This window comes from bacterium, from assembly GCA_035527515.1.
In the GTDB taxonomy this organism is placed as follows: domain Bacteria; phylum B130-G9; class B130-G9; order B130-G9; family B130-G9; genus B130-G9.
Window position 1 is genome coordinate 1 of record DATLAJ010000065.1, and the last position, 22785, is coordinate 22785.

Below are 22785 nucleotides of genomic sequence, written 5' to 3' on the forward strand. Positions count from 1 at the left end.
CCCACGGGCCTGGCGCTCTTCGCATACCCCGTGCCCTACTTCGCGAACGTCCCCCTTCCCGCATACGGCGCTATCGACGACCTCGTCCTCCTGAACACCACCCTCCCCGAGCAGGCCCCAGCCGGCGCATACACGTTCCACGTCGGCCTCACCGCCCCCTCCTCAATCTCAAACCTCTATCGCACCGCCTCATCCCCCTTCGAGGTGAGAGATGATTGATGGTAGTTCTGTCCACGAAGGGCCACGAAGGAGCACGAAGATGCGGGTGGCCACGGCACTCGGGCAGCTGTTTGGATGGTTGGTGCAGGGGTCCCTCGCACATTCCCAGCTCAGCTCAGCAGCCGAAACGACGCGTATGCGGCGCCTCGGCCCAGGGTAATGGTGTGGCCACGCCACCCTCGGCCCAGTCTATGGGAGCGGAGGCTCTCCGGTCGCGGAGGGGGCATGGGGGACACGCGATGGCTGTCCCCCATAAACTGCCTCACCTCACGGACGGCGACAGCCGCTAAACATGCTCATCTTATGAACTCTCCTGCCTCCAATCTGATTTTTCTGGCTAGCTGCTCGGCTTGATTCTGCTGCCGAACCTGGCTATCTTGTTGCCCTATGGAGAAAAATATCAGCGCCAGCGGCGGTGAGAACCTATACGGGCTGTTCCGGGCCTCTGCCGAGCGCTTTTCTGGGAAACCAGCTCTGCACTACTCCTCCGCAACCTTGACCTACGGCGAGCTCAACTCCGAAGTGAACCGCCTCGCAAAGGTGCTCTCGGGAGTTGGAGTCACAAGAGGCGACCGAGTGTTTCTGTCCCTGCCCAATTCAGCGGCCTTTTTTGTGTCATATCTGGCCGCATTCAAGCTGGGTGCGGTCGCTGTCCCATTCTCGACAAGCTTCACGCCGGCGGAGATCGCCAGTCTGCTTCAGCATTCACGGGCATCTTTCGGGATCGTCTTTGACGGATTACCGGACACGGTCGAGGCAGGCGTTGCGCAGGCGGGTTCAAAGCCCACGTTGATAACCGTTGCATGGGATGCGGGCGGGGACATCCGCTATTCCGCCCCTAAAAACGAGGCGCTCTCGCCATCGGCACATACCGAGGTCTTGTCGGGCGATCCGGCAGTAATACTTTACACGTCCGGCACCACGGGCAGTCCCAAAGGTGTTGTCCTGTCGCACCGCAACATCGTATCGAACGCGATAAGCTGCTCTGCTGCGCTGCCGGTTTCTCAGGACGATGTGTTCATCACCCTCATTCCGATGTATCATTCGTTCGGGTTTACCGTGTGCACGATGTTGCCGCTGCTTCTTGGCTCAACCTGCGTCGTTTTGCCCGGCCCAAAAAAAGAGCTCGTAGCCGACGCGGTCAAGCGCTTTGGGGTTACGGTTTTCGTTGGCATCCCCGCGCTGTTCGGAATAATGGCCCTGGCAGACCAGGGCACTGCATCCTGCTTCGATACCGTCCGCTTCTTTGCATCAGGCGCAGCGCCTCTTTCGATTCGGACGATTGAGATGTTTTCAAGAAAATACAGGGCCCCGTTGCTCGAGGGCTACGGCCTGACGGAGGCCGCGCCGGTTGTCTCGCTCAATCCGCATGATGGGATTCGCAAGAACGGCTCTATCGGTGTTCCTGTGCCAGGCGTTTCGGTAAAGGTTGTTGGCGAAAGCGGCGAGGAGCTTGCTAGGGGCGAGGTCGGCGAGCTTCTGGTCAAAGGCCCGAACGTTATGTCCGGCTATTTCGGGGATGAGGTTGCCACCGAGGAGAGAATCGCCGATGGCTGGCTTCGATCGGGTGATATGGCGAGGATGGACAGCGACGGATATATCTACATAGAGGACCGAAAAGACGACATGATTCTTGTCCAGGGCGCTAACGTCTATCCGCACGAGATTGAGGACCTGATAAGGGATATCCCTGGTGTGCTGGAGGTCGCGGTTGTGGGTGTTTCGGACTCGCACCTGGGCAAGCGGCCGGTCGCCATCGTCCAACGTGCAAAAGGAGCGTCTCTTGACGAGGCAACGGTTACCGAGCACTGTCGCAGGGGCCTCTCGGCTCACAAGGTGCCCAGGCGGGTTGATTTCTGGGATGAGATTCCACTCTCGCCCCTTGGGAAGCCCCTCAAGTGGCAGATAAGAGAGATGTTGATTCAGGGTTGAGCTAGCGACTCGAGGGCCATTCATGTCAGAGGAAAAGGTTACAGGGCCGAGCGTAGCGGTTCTCGGCGGAGGAATACTAGGTCTGTCCGCGGCGTTCTATTGCTTGCGACAGCGCCTCGGCCACGTCGTCGTTTATGAGGCGGACAAGGAGTTGGGAGGGCTTGCTGGGACATTCGACGTCTGCGGGACGAAGCTCGAGAAATATCACCATTTCATCTGCCACGGCGACAAGGTCATCTTGAAGGAGATGGCCGAGTTTGGGCTAGACGATTCAGTTCAGTGGGCCGATTGCCGAATGGGGATGTTCGTTCACAATCGTCTGTTTGACTTCACGACGCCGGCAGATCTTCTGCGCTTCAGCGCGCTGGACATCGTGTCCCGGCTGCGGCTGGGCGCTGCGATGGTCTGGCTGATGTTCAAGAGGGATTGGAGGGCGCTGGAGAGCGTCCCTGCGTCGAGATGGCTCAAGAAATGGGCGGGCGTGCGAGGCTACGAGGTGGCATGGTCGCACCTTATGAAAAGCAAGTTCGATGTGTTCGAGGACCATATCCCGCTTTCGTGGCTCTGGGCAAGAACCAAGAGGCGCTCGGACTCAAAGCGAAGGGGCAGCGCGCTGGAGCATTTCGGATACGTGAGGGGCAGCCTTGCGGTTCTGATTGACCAATATATCAGGAGGATAGACGACCTGGGCGGAGAGATTCTGACCGCCTGCCCCGTCAAGCGCATCTCGAGGACAAAGGAGGGTCAGTATCTGGTGGAATCGGCACAGGGTGAACGGACATACAAGGCGGTCATCTCAACCCTGCCGCTGCCCGCGCTCCTCGATGCCGCCACATTCTTTTCTGACGGCTACAGGACAAGGCTTTCGTCGATCAAATACCAGACTGTCCTGAACATGGTGCTTGTCCTCAAGCGCAGCCTGTCGAGGTTTTTCTGGCTTAACATCGGCGACGGCTCAATGCCCTTCCCGGGGGTCATTGAATACTCGCGCCTTCGCTGCGCCTCGGAGTTCGGCGGCAAGACGATAGTATATCTACCGAACTACCTTACCGCCGACCATCGCCTGAACAAGCATTCAGACGAGGAGCTGCTGGAGGTTTACGTCCAGGCGCTCTCAAGGATATTCCCTGAGCTGCGGATGGATTGGGTTGAGCAGTTCTTCGTCTTCAGACACCCGTTCGCCGATCCTTATTATACGCTCAATTACTCCAAGCTCGTTCCCGAGCACAATTCGCCCTATCCGCGGTTCTACATCTACAACACCGCGCAGATATACCCGATCACGAGAAACGTCAGCAATTCGATTCTGTTTGGCCGGAACGCGGCTTCGTCGCTTGCTCGGGAGATGAATGCCGAGTGATCAACGTCACGGATTGTCTTTTTGAGATCACGGCACACATCTGCCAGAACGTCTCAATCTTCTCCCACATCGACCCTAACGGTCTGCTCGTCTGCTATGCGAGGTCCAGGAAGCAGTCCCTGCAAGGTGTGTATGCCAAAATACACCCCACCACCTTCCGGGGCGGCAACAAAGAGATAGAACATCGCGGCCGCAAGTTCGCATACCCAACTATTCAGATCGGCTCCCGGAGAATCCTATACGTGATGTATTTCTACTACCCGAGGTTCCAGAACCTCCTGCTCGAGACGAAGTTGCTGACGGTCTTTCACGAGCTCTACCACATCAGCCCAGACTTCGACGGCGACATCAGGAGGTTTTCAGGCAAGTATTTCGCCCATGGCAAGTCACAGAAGCAATACGATGCGAGGCTAAAGCGCGAGGTAGATGCATATCTCAAGAGGTTTGGCGAGGATGAGCTGCTGGATTTTCTGAGAATGGACTTCAAGCAGATTCAGGCGAAGTTTGGCCGCGTTATGGGTCAAACGATAAAGATGCCGAAGGCCGTGGCGGTCTTTAGCGCCAGCGGGCACTGAAAATTGCAGAGGGAATGTGGCGCGATATGCAACGGCATCCCCCCATCAAATCGCAATTAGTCTTTCGGTCTCCAGCGCAGCACCGGTCGTCGGGCAGCTCGAACCTCGTCGAGGCGCGAGAGTTTGGTCTTGTGCGGCGCGGACTTTACAACTTCGGGGTCGGTCTGTGCCTCCTTCGCGATGGCGATCATTGCGTCGATGTATTGATCGATCGAGGCCTTATCCTCCGACTCGGTTGGCTCGACCATAATGGCGTGGTTGACTATCAGCGGGAAGTAGTTAGTGGGTGGGTGCATCCCGTAGTCCATGAGTCGCTTTGCGATGTCCATGGTGTTGACGCCGTCCGGGAGCTGGCTGGCGTCGGAGAAGACGCACTCGTGCTTGCACAGACGGTCATAAGGGAGGTGGTAGTGCTTCTTGAGGCGTTGTCGGATGTAGTTAGCGTTTATGACGGCGTTCTCCGTCGCAGCCTTGATCCCGTCCGGCCCCAGCGAGCGTATCCAGCAGTAGGCCTTGACCATGACCCCGAAGTTGCCGTAGAAGCTGATTATTCGCCCGATCGAGTCTGCCGAATCGTAGTTGAGGTAGAACCCGTGCGGGCCCTTCTCGATGGTGGGGAGGGGTAGGAAAGGGGCGAGCTTCTCGACGACCCCGACTGGCCCTCCTCCGGGGCCGCCGCCTCCGTGTGGGGTCGAGAACGTCTTGTGCAGGTTGAAGTGCATCACATCGACGCCCATCTCGCCGAACCGGGCGATGCCCATGACTGCGTTGAGGTTGGCGCCGTCGCAATATACGAGTCCGCCCTTTGAGTGGACTATCTCAGCGATCTCGCAGATGTTCTCCTCAAATATCCCGAGCGTGTTAGGGTTGGTGATCATTATCCCCGCCACGTCATTGGTCATGACGGCGGCGACCGCGTGTGGGTCAGCGCAGCCGTGCTCGTTCGATCTGATCTCGATCGACTCGTAGCCACATCTGGAGGTTGACGCGGGGTTCGTGCCGTGTGCCGAGTCGGGCACGATGATCTTGGAACGAGGGTTGCCGCTCCTAGTGTGGAACGCCCGAATGATCGCCGTCCCAGTAAGCTCCCCGTGCGCGCCAGCAGCGGGCGCAAGACTCACCTTGGCCATTCCGCCGATCTCGGCGAGAAACTCGGCCAGCTCGAGCATCAGCCTCAGGGCTCCCTGAGACAGCTCATCGCCCTGATACGGGTGCGATTGGGCGAACCCCGGCAGGCGAGATATGTCCTCGTTCACCTTAGGATTGTATTTCATCGTGCATGAGCCCAGCGGGTAATAACCCGTATCGACACCGTAGTTCCACGTGGAAAGCCTCGTGAAGTGCCGCACCACATCGACCTCGGACACCTCCGGGAAACCCTTGAGCTCATCCCTCAGTAGGTTGCCCGGGACAATCTCGGCAAGACCCCGCACGGGGACATCCGGCTCGGGCAGCGAGAAAGCCCGCTTGCCCTCACGGCTACGCTCGAAGATGAGGCCCTCTTCCTGCACCAAGCCTTCCATGAATCTCCTTACTGTCATCGCCGCGTCACCTCCTCGCAAAACGTGTCAATCGCATCTTTGGACACGCTTTCGGTGCAACATGCGAGCATCGTTCGGTCGTCAAACTGCGAGTAGAAACGATTCAGCAAGAGCCCGCCGATGATCCCGTGTTTGCGAAGCGCCTCGTTGACAACATTCACTGGCCGTGCGGTCTTCACAACGAACTCGTTGAAGACGGGTCCTGAGAACACGAGTTGAGCTCCCATGTCCGAGAGTCGATTCTTGGCGTAATCCGTCTTGAGAAGGTTGAGTTCGGCCACCTTGCGCATCCCGGCCTTTCCCATCGTCGTCATATACACGGCGGCCGCAAGCGCCATTAGTTGGTGGTTAGTGCAGATGTTGGACGTTGCGCGGGCGCGCCTGATGTGTTGCTCGCGCGTGGCAAGCGTCATGACGAAACCTGGCCGCCCATCGTGGGTAACCGTGCGGCCAGCGAGCCTACCGGGCATCTGCCTAACGTATTTCTCGCGGCAAGCGAACAGCCCCAGGTGCGGCCCGCCGAACGACATCGGGATGCCGAGGCCCTGGCCTTGGCCCACCACAATATCGGCGCCGAGCTCGCCGGGCGACTTCAGAATACCGAGCGAAATGGGGTCTGCAACTGCCACGACCAAAAGTGCCCCGACGCCCCTCGTCGCATCCGCCAGCGCCGCAAGGTCCTCTATCACCCCGAAGAAGTTGGGCGACTGCACGATGACCGCCGCCACGTCGTCGTTAAGCGAGTTCTCAAAAGAGGCAGTATCGACCACCCTCCCAGACTCGCTGAAGCCAAACTCCTGCACCTTGAGACCAAGCCGCCCAAGGTAGCCCCTCAGCACGGCTCGATACTCGGGATGAACGCTACTTGCAACAGCAACAGACCCACGTTTCGCTCGAACGCGGGTGGCCATTATTGCCGCCTCGGCGAGCGCCGTCCCGCAGTCATACATGGAGGAGTTGGCGACCTCCATTCCGGTCAGCTGGCAGACTAGCGTCTGAAACTCAAACATGGCCTGTAGCGTGCCCTGGCTGAGCTCGGGCTGATACGGTGTGTAAGCCGTATAGAACTCCGAGCGTGTTAGGACGTGGTCGATGATACTGGGAATGTAGTGGTTGTAGCAGCCCGCCCCGAGAAAATAGGTATATTGCTCTGCGCTAGCGCATCTGGCCGAGAACTCTCTCATCAACGACATGAGCTCTGGCTCTGAGAGCGACTCGGGCAGCTTGAGTCGCCGACGTAGCCGCACCTCGGCTGGAATGTCGGCAAACAACTCCCCCACGTCATTGACGCCAATCTCGCGAAGCATCGCCTCGCGATCAGCGTCCGTATTGGGAATGTACCGCCTCAATGCTCGCCAGCCTCCTCTTTGACGAACTTGTCGTAAACTGCGGCGCTCATCAGCTCGTCGATCTCGGCCGGATTCTTGATCTCGATCCTAATCAGCCAGCCCTTCTCGTAAGGGTCTTGATTGATGACCTCAGGAGCCTCCAACAAGTCCTCGTTAATAGCGAGCACCTTGCCGGAGACGGGCAAATAACAGTCGCTCACTGACTTCACTGACTCGACCGAGCCGAATCTCTCGCCCTGGGCAAACTCGCTGCCAACCTCGGGAAACTCGACGAAGACCATGTCGCCAAGCTGCTCCTGGGCTGGATCCGTAATCCCCGTTTTCCCCGTCTTGGGATCAAGCCACTCATGCGTCGCAACGTATTTCAGATGCTCCGGAATCATTACATCTAACTCCTTTCTAGCTAATCACTCGGATACAGACTTAAGTTATCCTCTTTTTCTTCCTGGGCCGTTTGTAGAACGGCGTCGCTACTACTTTCGCCCTAACTGCACGACCCCGTATCATAATATCCAGCTCTGTTTCGAGCTCCGTCAACTCAACCGGCACGTAACCCAGGCCGATCGGTTTCTTCAGGAAAGGCGCCATTGTCCCACTCGTTACATAGCCAACCTTCGCCCCGTCGCTGTGAATCTCATACCCGTGCCTCGGGATGCCGGCCACAAGCATCTCGAAACCAACCAGCCGGCGCTTGATACCGTTCTCAATCTGTTTTTGCAGCGCCTCTCGCCCGATGAAGTCGCCCGCATCCATCTTGACGATCCAGCTGAGATTCGCCTCGAGAGGCGTCGTCGTGTCGTCGATATCGTTACCGTAGAGCATCATGCCGGCCTCGAGCCGGAGCGTGTCGCGGGCACCCAGGCCGGTGGGCTTGATGCCGAACTCCTCGCCGGCCTTCATCATCTCGCGAAAAATATGCTCAGCACGCTCATTCGGAACGTAAATCTCGAACCCTCGCTCTCCCGTGTAGCCAGTAGCGGCGATAAGGAGGTTCTCAACGCCAGCAACGCTCCCGTGAGTGAACCAGTAATAGCGAATCTGACTCAAGTCAACCGGCGTTATCTTCTGTAGTATGCGACTCGCCTTGGGTCCCTGAAGCGCGATCTGCGCCGTCTTCAGGCTTGCATTCGTGACATCTACGTTCCCGAACGTGTTCTCTTTGACCCATGCGAAGTCCTTGTCGGAATTGCCTGCGTTGACGCAAAGCATGTAATAGTCATCGGCGATCTTGTGAACTAGAAGATCGTCAACGAATGTGCCGTTGGGGTAGAGCATCCCCGTGTACATGGCCTGACCAATTGACATCTTGCTAACGTCGTTGCAGACGAGCTTCTGCAGCGCCCTGAGCGCATCGTCGCCCCTGAACTCAATCTCTCCCATGTGGCTGACGTCGAAAAGGCCAGCCGCGGTCCGAACAGTGTTGTGCTCATCGATTATGCCGGAGAATTGTACCGGCATCTCCCATCCGGCGAACTCCACCATTCTGCCGCCGAGCTCCTTGACAACAGCATTTAGAGCAGTCTTTTTTGTTTGTGTCATCTCATATCTCCTCTAATGTAGAAACAGGCCAAGAACCTGACACAAGACTCTTGAGCTGTCAAACGAAAGATGGGGTGAGTCTGCCGCAGCTGACTTCTGATTCAGCCCCGATCGCATGGCAGCAGAAACAGGGCTCTTTCGGGCAGCTACGTCAGTGATTTGAAAACTACGTCGTGACCGAATAGATTCTGTGATAGGACGGACGTTTTGGAGGCAAGGAGACTAGGGTGAAGGAAGATGTTCTTATCGTAGTGGCGTCATCGAACGAGGGCAAAGTTAAAGAGCTGGCTGGTTTCTTGAATGGCGCCCCTGTCCGCGTGACGATATTGCCCAATGCAGGAGCTATCCTTGAAGGCACAGAGGGCCGGAGCGATTACGAGGCGAACGCCGTCGCGAAGGCGCGCCGTGCGGCGGAGGCCTCTGGCAATCTCTCGCTCGGCGAGGATTCTGGCCTTGAGGTTGACTGTTTGGGAGGTGCTCCTGGGCCGTTGTCCGCACGCTTCGTCTCCGCCAGCGCATCGCCGGATGAGAGAAACGAGGCACTGCTTCAGAAGCTGAGCGGCGTCCCGAGAGATAAGCGAACCGCACGATTTGTCTCTGTCGTTGCGATTGCCGAGGCAAATGGCGAGGTTCACATCTTCCGAGGCGAGTGCGAGGGCAGGATTGCTTTCGAGGCGGCAGGCGAGCATGGCTTTGGCTACGATCCGTTGTTCATTCCGGACAGATATGATAGAACCTTTGGCGAATTGAGTGCGGACGTCAAGAACAGGATCAGCCACCGCGCGGTAGCGATGGCACAGGCGAGGGAATACCTTGTGTCTAATGTCTAGGTTTCGGGAGCTTGCAGGGCACATGTTCAAAACATCAGTGTGGTGTGCCATTGGGGTTGCTCTTCTGGTTTTGATGGGGTGTGTCAAGCCCGTGGTTGTGCAGCGCGGCCAGGACGAACGTTCCCAGCCTTCTTTTTCTACAGAGGAGCTTGAGGATAGACTTGAGCACTTCAATCAGAGCCGCAACTCGATCAAAACGTTCGCTATGAGCCTGACTATGTCCATCTCGCGTACGAATGAGCGAGTCCTATTCTCGAAGTGCTTTCGCTGCGAGGCTGTCTGCGACGTCCCAGACAAGTTGAGGATGAAGGGCTATGCCGGCGGCACGGTTCCGGCGTTCGATCTCTTGACGAAATCCCGCAAGGTACAGCTGTATCTGCCAACGCGCAACGAACTCATTCGGGGCACAAGGTCTCGGTTCAAAGAGCTCACTATTGCTCAGAAGCATGGCATCAGCGAGGTCCTGGAGGCAGACCTGGCCGATCTTTTTGTTCAGAAACTGCCGTCTAAGGACGTCTTCTGGGAGGCGACATCAGACGGTATCTGGCTTTACAGCGACGCCTCCCACGGCCAGTCATGGCAGCGAACGCTGCTTGATTTCGAGACGCTCCTACCTGTCCGGCAGGAGGTTTTCTCACAAACTGGTCAGATGCTGCTTGAGGTCCAGTTCGCTGACTACCGCCGGGTCGAACAGACCTATTGTCCGTTCGAGCTCAATATCAGGTCTAAGATTGACGGCTTCATAATCAAGATAGTTATCGGTTCAGTGAGAGCTAATATACCCATTGCTGGTGGTGCCTTTTCCATCCAGGTCCCCGATAGTGTTACCAAGATTCCTCCCAGCCAAGTTGAAACCACAATCCAAGAATCTCCTGATAGTCCTTGATTTCCCCCATATTGGTGGTGCTGAGCGCGTTGCTCTTCAGATCGCCTCGCACATTGACACCAACCGCTTCTGCCCCATAGTCGTCGTGCCTCACAAGGGCATACTCTACCAAGAGCTCAAGAATAATGCTGTTCAGACGCATCTGATAGACCTCGATGGCCTAAAGAGAACGTGCCGTTTCGTCCTGCCGGTGTTCAATGCGATCAAAGAGCTCGTCCAGCTCATCAGGCGTGAGAAAATCGACGTCGTGCACGCCAACTCGCTCTGGGCGCTCAAGTTCTGCACAATCGCGTCCTTAATCACTGGAGTCCCAACTGTCGCGATGATCCACGCCTATCCCAAGATACACAGCCGGCCGAAAAGAATCTTCCACCTCTTGACGAGGCGCTTCTGCTATGGGAGGGCGAGGAAGTTAATCGCGGTCTCCAGTGCGCTGAAGGACGCGTTAGTAGCGGACAAGGCTTCCCCCAGTAAGATCATTGTCATCCCGAACGGAGTCGAGGCCGAGGGCTTTGTGCAATCGCCTAAACAGCCAACCGGACGAACAAAGACAATCCTCACGGTCGGGCGCCTCCACCCCGGTAAAGGCCAGCAGCTGTTCCTGAAAGCTGCCGCAATCGTTCGCAAAGAGCTTCCGGATACGGCGTTCGTCGTGGCCGGTGAGGAATGTCCGACTTCGCTCGAGAACCTGGGATTCAAAGAGAAACTCGTCCAACTCGCCAATGAGCTCGGCCTCTCCGACTGCGTCCAGTTCGTTGGTTACACGAGCAGGCTCCGCGAGCTCTACCGGCGATGCAGCGTAGTCGCTGTCGCCTCGTTCGAGGAGACTTTTGGCCTGGTCGCGCTCGAGGCGATGGCTGCGGGGCGTCCTGTTGTTGCGTCGCGCATCCCCGGTATCACGGAGCTCGTCGATGATGAGAAGACAGGACTTCTGTTCGAGCCTGGCGACCATGAGGACTTAGCCAGGAAGGTCATCCGGCTCCTCTCCGATGCCGGTCTCAGGGCTGATCTCTGCGGCCGTGCGCTTGCCGTTGCGAAGGCGAAATACACCCTTGAATCCACGATCGAGAGGGTGCAGAGCGTTTACGAGGCAATCATAGCTGAGCGCTAGCAAGCGTCGGCAATTGGCTATCGCGGGCTGCACGTGCCCACACGGCCAGGTAACACTCCGCGGCGACAATTCAGGTTGCATATTGCCGTGATAATGTATAGATTTCGCTCCCCAACTTGCCGATCGCCTACGTCGGCGCTCGCATTTGACGGAGTTATCGAACTGTTTTGGCACGTATAGGAGTCAGGATGAAGGATGCCGAGCTTGTAACCTGGGCAAGAAAAGCCGCCGAGAACGCAATCGTTCCCTTCTCAGGATTTCGCGTTGGCGCGGCGCTCCTATCTTCGGACGGGAGGTTATTTCTCGGCTGCAACATCGAGAACGCCTCGCTGTCGATGAGTGTCTGTGCCGAGCAGGTTGCGCTGACGAACGCTCTTTCCAGCGGTGTAAAGAGCTTTGAGATGATCGCAGTCTGGGGCGCTGCCGACGATTTCGTTACGCCTTGCGGGAAGTGCAGGCAGCTGATCCTGGAGTTTGCGCCAAATGTCCAGGTAATCATGGCCAACAGGGATTGCGAGTTCGTCAAGAAACCGATTGAGGCGCTGCTTCCTGAACCGTTCCGGCACAGGACAGGATAGAGGGCGGCCGGGAATCTGGGACTCTTCCGGCTGGATTATGGGTCAGAGGTTTTTTCAGGAGACCTGCCGTTTGGGGCGCTATTCGTTTGGGTTATTCAACTCTTTCTGTGCGACGTTCTTCAGATCGTCATAGAAGCCTTTGAAGTATGAGCAGCTCCGATAGACGACGTCGAACCTAGCTTTCTTGAACATGCTTGTCCCGTCCCTGACCTCGCCGTACCCGTCTCCCTTCCGCAGGCGTTTGAGTACCTTATCCACGCGAGCTTTAGGAGGATTCTCGAAGTTCTTGTTCTCGGCATTAGGATCCGGCATGACGCTCTTATCAATGCACTTCCCATCCGCAAGCAGCCATGCCTCGACCTCGTGAACCGAGACGTGAGGGTGAAAGAACCCCCGTAGGTTTGCATCAACACCATCCCTCAGCCAAGCGCGAACTGCCTCAACCTTCTCCTCGAGTGCGCTGTCGGACTTGCGCACGACCCGATTCATGCCATAGAGATCGATCAGAGTGAAAATCGCAATGACTTTCGGATCCTTGCGGAATCTCACTACACTGCCAAATACGTCGTCGAGTTTGGCCTTGAGATTGATCGGATGTAGGGCGATTGATCTCAGGTCTTCTGCGTTCCAGCAGCGCTTGACGAAGTGTTCGACGGCGATCATCTCGGTCTTACCCTCGCAGAGAATAACGATCGTCCTGGCCCGGCGAAGCCGCGATCCACTCAAGGGCGACCCCCGATATGGCCGGATGTCCACAGGTCGCCGAGGCGGAACTTATCGAGCCAGACGGCGAGCTCTTCCTCGGACAAGCGCTCCATGACGGTGGCGCCATCCTCCTTCTCGACCACAATCACCTCGTTAGGCTTCAGCTTCGATACGAGCTCCGGCGAGTGAGTCGCGACTATGACCTGGGTCCGAGTGGCTGCCGATTGCAGGAGCTCTGCAACCAGTTCCACAAGCTCAGGATGCAGCCCGATCTCAGGCTCATCTATGCAGATCAGAGGCGGCGGGTCAGGAGTCATCAGTATCGCAACGAGCGCTAGCATTCTCACTGTGCCATCGGAGAGATACTCCGCAGAAAAACCGGCCTCATTCTCGAAGGGCTTCTCGAACCAGCGTAGATTAACTTTTCCGTCTCCGCCTTCCGGTGGGAATCTGATGTCGTCGAGCTCGGGGTACGCGACACGCAAGACATCGAGCATCTCTGCCCAGACGGTCTTATTGGTTTGACTCACCGCATGGAGCACAGCAACTGCGTTGGAGCAATTTGAAAATACACGGAACCCGGGCCGGATTGTCTCTGGCTGCCGGATTTTAGTTTGCGCCCCGATATCTATGGGAGGATAGACCATCCAGTTCTCCAACGTCTGTAGAATCACGTATTGACGCCAATAGGCTGCCCGGTCTTTGACCTGAAAAATGGCCAATTCGGACTCACTCTCAAGTTCTTTGATCTGAGGAGGAGGGACGTCCGGGCATCCGTCCGGACCCATGTAGAGCACCGCTTGGTTCGGTTTATCGCTGGTGCGGGACATGATCATCTCCTCTATAGTCTCGAGCCCTCCAGATTCTGGTTCATCAGGATTCTCTGGCTCCCAACCTGGAACCCACATCTCCTCAGCCTGCACTATTGGAAAGGTGCCACGGGCCTTAACAGAAACAGCATAAGAGATGCATAAAATGCTGGGAGCCACCAACTCCCGGCTCCCGAAGTCCAACCTGAACGCCAGCCCAATCTCGCCGCCCCTATGCTGAATGCTCGCGATGCCGCCTCGCCTTTCAATGCCTTCGCTGAGCCCGCCGCGTGCAGCCTGCTTGAGCAGGGCAAAGACATCCATGAAGTTGGACTTGCCGCAGCCGTTGGGGCCGATCAGGACGTTGAGCGGCTCCATATCGAGGCGAACGTCCTTCAGGCTGCGGTAGCCCCTAATCTCAATGTGTGTAAGCATTAGTCCCTCGAGTCAGGAAGTTCGACTCCATAAAGCTATTATAACAGCTCTTGTTCTTGGCGCTCGATCCAGAATATACAACCGGCCCATCATTGCGCCAACGACATTCAATCTCCGGCCGGGAACTACAAAAACTGCCGGTCGAGAGTCCTATATTACACCGCCTCGGAGATGTGCTCAGGGAGAAGCTTCGCCTCGTCAGCGAGGCCTGCGAAGCCATGCCAGGCATTGCAGCCCCTCTCCTTGACACCCCCCCAACGATGATTGAGAATAAAACTGGGAAGTCAGATCATCTATGGCCTGAGGATTCGGCAATTTAGCTTGGCCCAGGAGCGAGTGTGCGCTACACGACATTGAGCGACAGAATCGAGATCAGATGTCTTTGATTCCGCCGGGGACCATTATCCAGGATGACGTTCTTACGGTCTTGCCTGAGCTGCCAACGTGCCATGCGCAGGCCATAATCGCTGACCCACCCTATTACAACGTCCTGGAAGAGGATTGGGATACTCAATGGCATCAGGTCTCTGAGTATCTGGAATGGAGTGGGACTTGGGCCTCGCAGTGCATGCGCATTCTCAAGGACGATGGTTTGTTCTTCGTTTTCGGGCAGCTAGGAAAGCGAGAGCACGGATTCATTCACCTGATGTCACAGCTTTGCGTGAGATTCACGTTCCACGACCTTATTATATGGGATCGGGTCGTTGGGTATAATGAGCGACGAGACAGTCTCACTCCAGCATACGAGATGATCCTTGTGCTCCGGAAGAGCGAGAAAGTCAAATTCCGCAAAGATAGAGTCCGGATTCCCTACGATGCGAAGAAGATCGAGACCTACCTTCGTGACAAGAGATATCGGGATAAGAGGGCCCGACTTGAGCATCTCTCCAAGGGACGATATGCAACCAACATCCTGTCCATACCAAGCCTAAAGGGAGCATCCAAAGAGAAGAGTGGCCACCCTAGTCAGAAACCAATCGAGCTGATCAGCAAGCTGATTATCATTTCCAGCGATCCGGGGGACCTGGTTCTTGATCCATTTCTCGGATCGGGAACAACGGCGGTAGCTGCCGAGACACTCAGCCGAAAATGGATAGGCATCGAGATCAACGAGAGCTATTGCGCTATTTCCCGTCAGAGGATCGATGAAGTGCGTGTCAAAGACAGACCAAGCGCAACTGAAGAAGCCCCCAATAAGATGGCCGGGAGCAGCTTTGGCTTAAGCGCCAAGTCTAACAGAGATTGACGCCGAGGCGCCGCCAGCACAGATCTCAAGTAAACTGCCGGTCGAGGGTGCGGTATTGCACCGCCTCGGAGATGTGCTCCGGGAGGAGATTCGGCTCATCAGCGAGGTCAGCTATCGTCATTCCGCGAGAGTTTCTTCATAGAGCGACACGCAGAGGCCTATGACCTTATGAATATTTCCTAAGTGGGCGTCGAGAATGGGGCTATCCGCTTCCGTAATCTCTCAAGTGTCTCCAGCCACTGTCTGAAGTGCGGACATCTATTGCGCATCACGTCTAGACCTGTTCGGGGGGCTATCAAGGACCCATAAAGCGGTTTCTGGTAGCCCGGATATAGGCGCTCTAAACGAGCACTTGGGCAGGTCTGAGGATTGTCATCAATCTCCTCCGGACTCTCGAATCGATTGGCTATCTGAGCTAGCCTGGAAGTCTGATCAGGTCCATCGGGGAACGCCCCAGCGATTTTCTTTGGATCAGAGAATAGAAGTGCCTCGAATTCGTGAAGCTGGCAGTGCGGAATGAACCGCTCATGCCCGATGTCAACACGGAGCTGCTCTTCAACATATCGTACACGCTCAAAGCAATATCTGCTTCCCACCTGATGGAGGACGCTGCCTCACATGACTACGAAAACTTCTCAAGATCAGGGCTTGGCAAGACGCCCGCGTCTTCGGTATTATACTCGATATTACTCGATGGACGAGTGAACGTGTTGGAAAGAGAGACTGATGGAAACGGAATGGCCGACAGTCATTGAAGTGGCCGAATAACTGAAGATGGGTAGATCGACCGTGTATAAGCTGGCGCAGGAAGGTAAATTGCCGACGCACGAAATCGAGCGGCAATGGCGTCAAGAGCCTCGTGGGGATTTGTAGAGGGGGAACGAAGGTGCTTTATATAGAACCATATATCTCCCCGCGGCGACTGCAAAGCATGTCTTAACGCTCTGTAATACAGGGCTTATGCAACCCTGTGCAGTGCGGGCTTATGCCGCGATCTCGCGACGTAAGGGTGTTATGAAGAAGCCATATAAACATTGTTTAGCCGGAGAGAGAGCAAATGCCACAGTACGACTTCCGCCTAGAATTCCGCCTCCCGGGTCAGGACCATATCAACGAGGATGCCGAGGAGCTTTCTGTACTCAACGATAGCGGCGAAGTGACGATCCGTCTGCGTTCCGGAGCCCGAGGCAGCCCGATCAAGAAGCACTCGCGTGCGGCCCTCATCGGCGGGCCATACCCGAGCGCCGCAGACGCACAGACTGCGGCGGAGCGTGCCAAGCGGGCGTTGCTCCTCTGGGCGGTTCGTAACCGCATGGGGATAGACTTAGGTGGCAGACCCCCACGGGCCTTCATCACCAGTGCAGGATTGCAGTGGCAGGAAAGGCAGATCGGCGCTCCTGTCCGTGCCGCGGTTCACGGGATCGACGTCTACGAGCACATCGACGGGTTGGTCTTCGTTGCGTTGAATTTCGAGGCCAGCGTTGGCAAGGCGGCACGGGCATTCGTCGAGCAGGTTGCAGGTGCCATTAAAACTCCCCTGGCCATGAGTCCAAAACAGGAGCTGGCCGGCGAGATCCTATCTGCCTCCTACTTCGAGCCCTCCGATCGTTCGAGATTCATCACTCGCATGACCGCAGTCGAGGCCCTACTGGATCCCCAGCCAAGGCCGCCGGCGGCGCAGGACCTTGTGGCGAGACTGGTTGAGATCGTAAACAAGAGTGGGCTCGACGACGCTACGCGAGCCGCAATGTCGGGAAGCCTCCAGTGGCTCAAACAGGAGTCTATAGGACAGGCGGGCCGGGCGTTAGCAACTCGGCTACTACCCGGCAGGATCTACTTAGAGCTGGCTCCGGGACGCTTCTTTACCTTCTGCTATGGCTTGCGAAGCTCGATCCTGCACAGCGGGACGGTACCTGCAGAGGTTACTGATTTCCCGAGCGTGTGCGCCGCGGCGCATGAGTTCGTGTGCGATCTTCTAATCGCGTCGTTCGCGGAGGCCGGCTAACAGTGGGCTGGAGCGGACCGGCTCCGCCGGCCACTTAGCCTAGGCGTTGTGCCCGCCCGTAAAGATTGAGATGCGGTTTTATCTTCGGAGAAGATATGGCAATACGAGCATTTGACCTCAACATCGAAGAAGTCCTGGAGAATTGGGAAGTTGAACACGCCTTGCGAGAAGTCATTGCCAATGCGCTTGACGAGCAGGTTATCTCCAAAACTGCCGAGATAGAGATTTCCAAAGACAGGCAGGGCGATTGGCATATTCGGGATTTTGGGCGTGGTCTCCGAATCGAACACTTTACCCTGAACGAGAATCAAGAGAAACTGAATGAGCTTTCAGGAGTCATAGGCAAGTTCGGCGTCGGACTCAAAGATGCACTGGCTACCTTCCATCGGAGGGATGTCTGTGTTCTTATTCCTTCTCAATTCGGCACATTTCGCCTCAAGCAAGAGCATAAGCACGGTTTTAGTGACATTGTGACTCTTCATGTGGAATACGATGACTCGCCTAACAATATGCGCGGCACGGAGTTCATTTTGCATGGTCTGACCGACGCAGATATGACAAAGGCCAAATCACTCTTTCTGACATTCGCTGGTGAAGAAATCTTGGAAACAACTACCTACGGTCAAATTCTGCGGCGCAAAGGGAATACTGGTCGTGTATACATTTTAGGGGTATTCGCCAGCGAAGAACCTAATTTTCTATTCTCTTACAACATCACGAGTTTGACCGAGTCCATGAAAAAGAAACTCAACCGAGAAAGGTCGAATGTGGGCAGAACCACCTATGCTGATAGGGTAAAAGCCATCCTCAAGACTGCAAAAAGCAAAGCGGTTGAAGATTTGCTTGTAGAGCAAGTTGGAAAGCGTGCAACTGGAGAGCAAAGCGACGAGATGGCTTGGATTGAAATTAGCCAAATGGCTCTAAACCTGATGCACCAACGGCAGAAGGCGGCGTACTTCACAGAGCAGGAGATTCAGTCAAGACCTAATATCCTCGACAATGCGAGGTCAGATGGCTACCAAGTCGTCGTTATTACCGAACAGCAAAAATCAAAGTTGCAGGCCCAAATCCAAATGGGTGGACCACAGGTTCGAACACTAGAAGCCTATGTGCAAGAATACAATGCTAGTTTTGAATACCAGTTTGTTGACCGAGCCAAATTGACGCGAGAAGAGCGCCGCATCTTCGACATCACGCCCAAGCTACTGGCGCTTGTCGGTCTCAGTCTCAATCGCGCTCCGCAAATACGAATTTCGGAGACAATGAGAGTGACGACCGACGGCACCGAAGGCGTTTGGGATTCATCAATTGCCGCCGTAGTCATCAAGCGTAGTAGACTCTCGTCTCTCATTGGCTATGCCGCAACTCTACTGCATGAAGTTGGACATGCAACCACAGGCGCAGTTGATGCGACACCGGAATTTGAGCGCGTACTAACAGATTATTTGGGGAGAACATCAGTAGCGGCAACGACGTTTTCAGCTGACGCCACGCCGCTGCGCTTTACGGCGCGACTGATACGCAACTTGTTCTTCCCCCATTCCTAAGCGATTTCGATAGCGTCCTGCTTGCCCTTCTCGGCCAGTTCCGCGCCGGCCGCCTTCTCCGGGGGTTTTATGAGTTGCTGCTTGTTCTTGAGGGGGCCGATGTGGTGTTTCTTCATGGCCGCGATGAGGGCCTTGCCCGAGAGATTCGAGTGGTCCGCGCCGGGCTCGAGCTCGTCCAGCAGCTTGATGAATTCGGCCTTCGCACGGGCGATGGAGACGCCGTTCGTGTCGGGCGTCCACCTGGATTCCGGGTTCTTCCTACCTCGAACGAAGGTCTTGGAGCACCTGGTCCGGGATGACCTGCCCAGCGGCTCTGTTCTCTGCGCAGAGCCTCTCGGACAGTCCTGGTCACTTCCTCCCTAGGAAGAGAGTCCTCTCAACAACGTGCTCAGCTGAACTGCCGGTCGAGCGTGCGGTATTGCACCGCCTCGGAGATGTGCTCGGGGAGGAGATTGGGCTCATCAGCGAGGTCAGCTATCGTCCGGGCGACCTTCAGGATGCGGTCGTAAGCGCGAGCGCTCATGCCCATTCTGTTGATCGCTGCCTCCATTATCGCCTCGCACTGCTCATCGAGCCGGCAGTAGCGTTTGATGTCCCTGGATTGCATGTGGGCGTTGCAGAAGAAAGGCTCATCCCGGAAACGTTCCTGCTGGACCTTCCGTGCGGCGTTGATCCGTGTCCTAACCGCCTCCGACTTCTCGCCGGGCGACCATTTGGCAAGGTCGGAATAGGGAACGACTGGGACGTCGAGGTGGATGTCAATTCTATCTAGCAGGGGACCCGAAATGCGCGAACGATACCGCTGAATCTGGACGGGTGTGCACTTGCAGGCCACCTTGGGGTTCGTTAGGTGGCCGCATGGGCAGGGGTTCATCGCTGCCGCCAGCATGAACCTCGTCGGGAACTTCACCGAAAGAGCGGCCCGTGAGATCGTAACCGAGCCATCCTCCAGCGGCTGCCTCAAGACCTCGAGCACGTTGCGGTGGAACTCGGGCATCTCATCCAGAAACAACACGCCGTTGTGGGCGAGGCAGACCTCACCCGGGCGAGGATACGCTCCCCCGCCGATCAAACCCGCGTCTGAGATGGTGTGATGTGGGGACCTGAAAGGCCGGGTCGCGACGAGCGATTGGCCCTTGCTAAGCTGACCCGCGACGCTGTGTATCTTGGTTGTCTCAAGCGACTCCTGAAGCGTCATCTCTGGTAGGATCGTGGGGAGTCGCTTGGCAAGCATGGTCTTGCCGGCGCCCGGTGGGCCGATCATTACCACGTTGTGTGCCCCGGCGACCGCAACCTCAAGCGCTCGTTTGGCGTACAGCTGGCCTTTGACATCGGCGAAATCGACCCGGTAATGTGAGGCGGTCTCGAAAGCTTGCTTCATGTCAACTACCGTGCGAGGTATCTGGACGTTGCCATTGATGAAATCAATAGTCTGCGCGAGCGAGCTCACGGCGAAGACGTCCACACTGTCAACGACGCCGGCCTCGCTGGCGTTTGCATCAGGGACGATCATGGCGGCGCAGTTGACGTCGCGGGCGGCCATGGTCATCGGTAGCAGACCGGCGACCTCACGCACGCGGCCATCGAGCGACAGCTCGCCTATGATGCAAAACTTAGCAAGAGAAGGCCGCTCAACGAAGCCCTGCGCGGCGAGGATGCCCACAGCTATCGGCAGGTCGAGGCCTGCCCCCTGTTTCTTGACGCTGGCTGGGGCAAGATTGACGGTGATGCGACCGTCCGGAAGGTCGAAGCCCGCGTTCCGAAGCGCCGCTATCACGCGTTCTTTGCTCTCCTTGACGGCTGTGTCCGGCAGCCCAACCACCGAGTAGATGCACGTGCCCGGTGCGAGGTCAACCTCGACCTCGACCATCTTGGCCTCGATCCCGACCACAGCGCAGCTCTTCACCTTCGCCAGCATCGTCCTCCCCTCGTCAAGTTCCAACTCAGCAAGAACCAAAGAATAGCAGCCCGAATCTTGTCCTCTCGCCTCACGGCTGTCAACTGACAAGAAGCGACACGGCCAAACGAGCCACGTGTAGGCGATAAATGCGCCGACCCGCCGCACTCCAAAACCTCCAACTGACTCTTTGCGGCGATGGGCAAACTCCTGCGTGTCGAAAGGAGTATTGAACGAGCACGATTGGCGAGGTATTCTCGGACAGTCGAAACGTGCAAAACTAACGGGTCTTTGACTTTGGGAGGGAAAGATGACCAGGTTGTTTGGCTGCCTTGGGGTGTGTTGGTTGCTTCTTTCTTTATCAGCCTTTGGTGCGTATGCCGCTGAGTACGATGTCAATCAAGATGGGACGGGCGACTTTGAGGCGATTCAGGATGCGATTGATGTCACGCTTGATGGCTACGTCATAATCGTGCATCCCGGGACCTACTACGAGAACATCCACTTCGATGGCAAGAACATAACGCTGCGTTCGCTCGACCCGGAGGACGAGGAGATCGTCGCCTTGACCATAATCGACGGTGCCCAAAAGGGCAGCGTAGTTACGTTTGCCGGGACGGAGGATGAGACTTGCCTGCTCTCCGGCTTCACGATCGCTAATGGGACGTTCGGATATGGCGGTGGAATATACGGAGCGGGGACGTTCGCTGGAGTCAGCAACTGCACGATAAGCGGCAACTCGGCAGAGTACTGCGGCGGCGCGCTTCACAAGTGTAGCGGGACGATCAGCGACTGCACGATAAGCGGCAACTCGGCAGGCTACGGCGGCGGGCTTTACGACTGTGACGGGACGATCAGCAGCTGCACGATCAGCGGCAATTCGGCTGGTTACGACGGCGGCGGGCTTCACAAGTGTAGCGGGACGATCAGCGACTGCACGATAAGCGGCAACTCGGCGGAATACGGCGGTGGGCTGGCCGGCTGCAACGGGACGATCAGCAACTGCACCATCACCGGCAACTCCGCGGTGTGGGTAGGCGGTGGGCTGCACCAGTGTTACGCGACGGTCACCGACTGCACGATCAGCGACAACGCGGCGCAGGACATTGGCGGCGGGCTCTCCGAATGCCACGGAACGATCAGCGAATGCACGATCAGCGGCAACTCGGCACCCTCAGTCGGCGGGCTGGACTGTTGCAGCGGCGTGATCAGGAACTGCACGATCACCGGCAACTCGAGCGGCGGGCTTATGGGCTGCGACGGTTCAATCAGCAACTGCACGATCACCGGCAACTCGGCGACCGGGGAGTATGCGCGCGGCGGCGGGCTGGACTTTTGCAGCGGCGTGATCAGGAACTGCACAATCACCGGCAACTCGGCGGAATACGGCGGTGGGCTGCACCAGTGTTACGCGACGGTCACCGACTGCATCATCTGGGGGAATGACGCGCCCAACGGTGGAGACCTGTGGGACTGTGGTAGTGCCACCATCACATACTCCTGCGTCGGGGTCTGGTTTGGCGGGGGCGAGGGCAACATCTCGGATAATCCCCTCTTCGTCTCTGGCCCGCTCGGCGATTATTATCTATCCTGCCGGGCAGCGGGGCAGGATGCCGACAGCCCGTGCATAGACACAGGAAGCGGCACGGCGGAGAGCCTGGGCCTCGACAAGCTCACCACTAGAACAGACAGCGTTCCAGACACGGGCGTTGTCGATATGGGCTATCATTACCCGCTGACACTGGAACAGAACCCACAGATCGTGTGCTCGCTCAACGAAAGCGAGTTCGCCCCGGGCGAGACGCTTGTCGGGTTCATCGAGGCGCAGAATCCCGGGCCAGATGTCGCGGTTGACGCCTACGTCGCGTTCGTTCTGCCGAATGGGACGATAATCTCGCTCACCAGCAGCGGCCTCGCGATTGGGACATACCCCTGGGTCTCCAATGTCGTGCTGCCGAGCGGGTTTGATTTCGGGCCGACCGAGGTCCTCCGGACGACCGTCCCACAAAGCCCCGGTGATTACCTCTTTGCCGCCGCGCTGACCAATCCGGGCCAATTGGCATTCATTGGCGACCCGTGCTTATTCCCATTTACTATCACCGACTGATCGTCTTTTGAGACCGCTCCTCACGAAGGTCGGTCTGTCGGGGAGTTATTTGGTTCGGGTGGCAGCCGAGCCTGCGACGCTCAACTTCATCTTGAACCTCTCAGCCAGAGAGTC

Annotated in this window: 21 protein-coding genes; 14 read left to right on the forward strand and 7 right to left on the reverse strand. The window is 56.8% G+C overall.

Annotation, left to right across the window (positions count from 1 at the left end; translation table 11 throughout):
* The 4 genes from VM163_04905 to VM163_04920 all read left to right on the forward strand — a co-directional run.
* A partial coding sequence (locus VM163_04905; protein HUT03211.1) for a hypothetical protein occupies positions 1–219 on the forward strand: 219 nt, incomplete at its 5' end.
* A gap of 387 nt (positions 220–606) precedes the next feature.
* Positions 607–2151, forward strand: a complete 1545-nt coding sequence (locus tag VM163_04910) for an AMP-binding protein (protein ID HUT03212.1) — start codon at positions 607–609, stop codon at positions 2149–2151.
* Positions 2152–2173: 22 nt separating this feature from the next.
* Positions 2174–3511 carry an NAD(P)/FAD-dependent oxidoreductase gene (locus VM163_04915; protein ID HUT03213.1) on the forward strand — a complete coding sequence of 446 codons (1338 nt, stop codon included), beginning with the start codon at positions 2174–2176 and terminating at the stop codon, positions 3509–3511.
* On the forward strand, positions 3508–4086 hold the full coding sequence (locus tag VM163_04920; protein HUT03214.1) for a putative metallopeptidase: 579 nt from the start codon (positions 3508–3510) through the stop codon (positions 4084–4086). The genes VM163_04915 and VM163_04920 overlap by 4 nt, the downstream gene beginning before the upstream one ends.
* A gap of 56 nt (positions 4087–4142) precedes the next feature.
* On the opposite strand, the gene gcvPB is transcribed toward VM163_04920, so the two are convergent.
* The 4 genes from gcvPB to gcvT are packed head-to-tail and all read right to left on the reverse strand — an operon-like array spanning position 4143 to position 8515.
* Positions 4143–5627: an aminomethyl-transferring glycine dehydrogenase subunit GcvPB gene (gcvPB, locus tag VM163_04925; GenBank protein ID HUT03215.1), complete on the reverse strand. Its 1485-nt coding sequence runs from the start codon at positions 5625–5627 to the stop codon at positions 4143–4145.
* Complete coding sequence (gcvPA, locus tag VM163_04930) at positions 5624–6976, reverse strand: aminomethyl-transferring glycine dehydrogenase subunit GcvPA (GenBank protein HUT03216.1); 1353 nt, start codon at positions 6974–6976, stop codon at positions 5624–5626. The genes gcvPB and gcvPA overlap by 4 nt, the downstream gene beginning before the upstream one ends.
* Positions 6973–7359, reverse strand: a complete 387-nt coding sequence (gene gcvH / locus VM163_04935; GenBank protein HUT03217.1) for a glycine cleavage system protein GcvH — start codon at positions 7357–7359, stop codon at positions 6973–6975. The genes gcvPA and gcvH overlap by 4 nt, the downstream gene beginning before the upstream one ends.
* A gap of 40 nt (positions 7360–7399) precedes the next feature.
* Positions 7400–8515: a glycine cleavage system aminomethyltransferase GcvT gene (gene gcvT, locus VM163_04940; GenBank protein HUT03218.1), complete on the reverse strand. Its 1116-nt coding sequence runs from the start codon at positions 8513–8515 to the stop codon at positions 7400–7402.
* Between the two features lie 227 nt (positions 8516–8742).
* Between gcvT and rdgB the strand changes: the two genes are divergently transcribed.
* The 4 genes from rdgB (at position 8743) to cdd (ending at position 11920) form a co-directional block, all read left to right on the forward strand.
* Complete coding sequence (gene rdgB, locus VM163_04945) at positions 8743–9345, forward strand: RdgB/HAM1 family non-canonical purine NTP pyrophosphatase (protein HUT03219.1); 603 nt, start codon at positions 8743–8745, stop codon at positions 9343–9345.
* 22 nt (positions 9346–9367) lie between these two features.
* The gene (locus VM163_04950; protein HUT03220.1) at positions 9368–10231 is read left to right on the forward strand and encodes a hypothetical protein; all 864 of its coding nucleotides are present in this window, start codon (positions 9368–9370) and stop codon (positions 10229–10231) included.
* Positions 10167–11342: a glycosyltransferase family 4 protein gene (locus VM163_04955; protein ID HUT03221.1), complete on the forward strand. Its 1176-nt coding sequence runs from the start codon at positions 10167–10169 to the stop codon at positions 11340–11342. The genes VM163_04950 and VM163_04955 overlap by 65 nt, the downstream gene beginning before the upstream one ends.
* 188 nt (positions 11343–11530) lie before the next feature.
* Positions 11531–11920 (forward strand): cytidine deaminase, encoded by a 390-nt coding sequence (gene cdd / locus VM163_04960; GenBank protein ID HUT03222.1) that lies wholly within the window; start codon positions 11531–11533, stop codon positions 11918–11920.
* Positions 11921–11998: 78 nt separating this feature from the next.
* Here cdd and VM163_04965 read toward each other — a convergent pair whose 3' ends face one another.
* Together VM163_04965 and VM163_04970 are read right to left on the reverse strand one after the other, a co-directional pair.
* The gene (locus tag VM163_04965; GenBank protein ID HUT03223.1) at positions 11999–12646 is read right to left on the reverse strand and encodes a DUF4276 family protein; all 648 of its coding nucleotides are present in this window, start codon (positions 12644–12646) and stop codon (positions 11999–12001) included.
* The gene (locus VM163_04970) at positions 12643–13869 is read right to left on the reverse strand and encodes an AAA family ATPase (protein ID HUT03224.1); all 1227 of its coding nucleotides are present in this window, start codon (positions 13867–13869) and stop codon (positions 12643–12645) included. The genes VM163_04965 and VM163_04970 overlap by 4 nt, the downstream gene beginning before the upstream one ends.
* 376 nt (positions 13870–14245) lie before the next feature.
* Here VM163_04970 and VM163_04975 point away from each other — a divergent pair, with 376 nt between their 5' ends.
* From VM163_04975 to VM163_04995, 5 genes are all read left to right on the forward strand, one after another.
* Complete coding sequence (locus VM163_04975; protein ID HUT03225.1) at positions 14246–15115, forward strand: site-specific DNA-methyltransferase; 870 nt, start codon at positions 14246–14248, stop codon at positions 15113–15115.
* Positions 15116–15612: 497 nt separating this feature from the next.
* Positions 15613–15870: a hypothetical protein gene (locus tag VM163_04980; protein ID HUT03226.1), complete on the forward strand. Its 258-nt coding sequence runs from the start codon at positions 15613–15615 to the stop codon at positions 15868–15870.
* A gap of 302 nt (positions 15871–16172) precedes the next feature.
* On the forward strand, positions 16173–17120 hold the full coding sequence (locus VM163_04985; protein HUT03227.1) for a hypothetical protein: 948 nt from the start codon (positions 16173–16175) through the stop codon (positions 17118–17120).
* A gap of 95 nt (positions 17121–17215) precedes the next feature.
* Positions 17216–18667, forward strand: coding sequence for an ATP-binding protein (locus tag VM163_04990; GenBank protein HUT03228.1), 1452 nt, complete (start codon positions 17216–17218; stop codon positions 18665–18667).
* A 99-nt stretch (positions 18668–18766) separates the two neighbouring features.
* Entirely contained in the window at positions 18767–19030 is a 264-nt protein-coding gene (locus VM163_04995; GenBank protein HUT03229.1) for a hypothetical protein, read from the forward strand.
* 25 nt (positions 19031–19055) lie between these two features.
* On the opposite strand, the gene VM163_05000 is transcribed toward VM163_04995, so the two are convergent.
* The gene (locus tag VM163_05000) at positions 19056–20585 is read right to left on the reverse strand and encodes a YifB family Mg chelatase-like AAA ATPase (protein HUT03230.1); all 1530 of its coding nucleotides are present in this window, start codon (positions 20583–20585) and stop codon (positions 19056–19058) included.
* Between the two features lie 289 nt (positions 20586–20874).
* Here VM163_05000 and VM163_05005 point away from each other — a divergent pair, with 289 nt between their 5' ends.
* Positions 20875–22671 (forward strand): right-handed parallel beta-helix repeat-containing protein, encoded by a 1797-nt coding sequence (locus VM163_05005; protein ID HUT03231.1) that lies wholly within the window; start codon positions 20875–20877, stop codon positions 22669–22671.
* The last annotated feature ends 114 nt before the right edge of the window (positions 22672–22785 follow it).

Coding starts and splice junctions, on each gene's coding strand:
- VM163_04975 (HUT03225.1), top strand. CDS start 14,246: ATGTCTTTGATTCCGCCGGGGACCATTATCCAGGATGACGTTCTTACG.
- gcvPB (HUT03215.1), bottom strand. CDS start 5,627: ATGACAGTAAGGAGATTCATGGAAGGCTTGGTGCAGGAAGAGGGCCTC.
- gcvT (HUT03218.1), bottom strand. CDS start 8,515: ATGACACAAACAAAAAAGACTGCTCTAAATGCTGTTGTCAAGGAGCTC.
- VM163_05000 (HUT03230.1), bottom strand. CDS start 20,585: ATGCTGGCGAAGGTGAAGAGCTGCGCTGTGGTCGGGATCGAGGCCAAG.
- gcvH (HUT03217.1), bottom strand. CDS start 7,359: ATGATTCCGGAGCATCTGAAATACGTTGCGACGCATGAGTGGCTTGAT.
- VM163_04985 (HUT03227.1), top strand. CDS start 16,173: ATGCCACAGTACGACTTCCGCCTAGAATTCCGCCTCCCGGGTCAGGAC.
- VM163_04910 (HUT03212.1), top strand. CDS start 607: ATGGAGAAAAATATCAGCGCCAGCGGCGGTGAGAACCTATACGGGCTG.
- VM163_04950 (HUT03220.1), top strand. CDS start 9,368: ATGTTCAAAACATCAGTGTGGTGTGCCATTGGGGTTGCTCTTCTGGTT.
- cdd (HUT03222.1), top strand. CDS start 11,531: ATGAAGGATGCCGAGCTTGTAACCTGGGCAAGAAAAGCCGCCGAGAAC.
- VM163_04970 (HUT03224.1), bottom strand. CDS start 13,869: ATGCTTACACACATTGAGATTAGGGGCTACCGCAGCCTGAAGGACGTT.
- VM163_04995 (HUT03229.1), top strand. CDS start 18,767: ATGTGGTGTTTCTTCATGGCCGCGATGAGGGCCTTGCCCGAGAGATTC.
- VM163_05005 (HUT03231.1), top strand. CDS start 20,875: ATGACCAGGTTGTTTGGCTGCCTTGGGGTGTGTTGGTTGCTTCTTTCT.
- VM163_04990 (HUT03228.1), top strand. CDS start 17,216: ATGGCAATACGAGCATTTGACCTCAACATCGAAGAAGTCCTGGAGAAT.
- VM163_04915 (HUT03213.1), top strand. CDS start 2,174: ATGTCAGAGGAAAAGGTTACAGGGCCGAGCGTAGCGGTTCTCGGCGGA.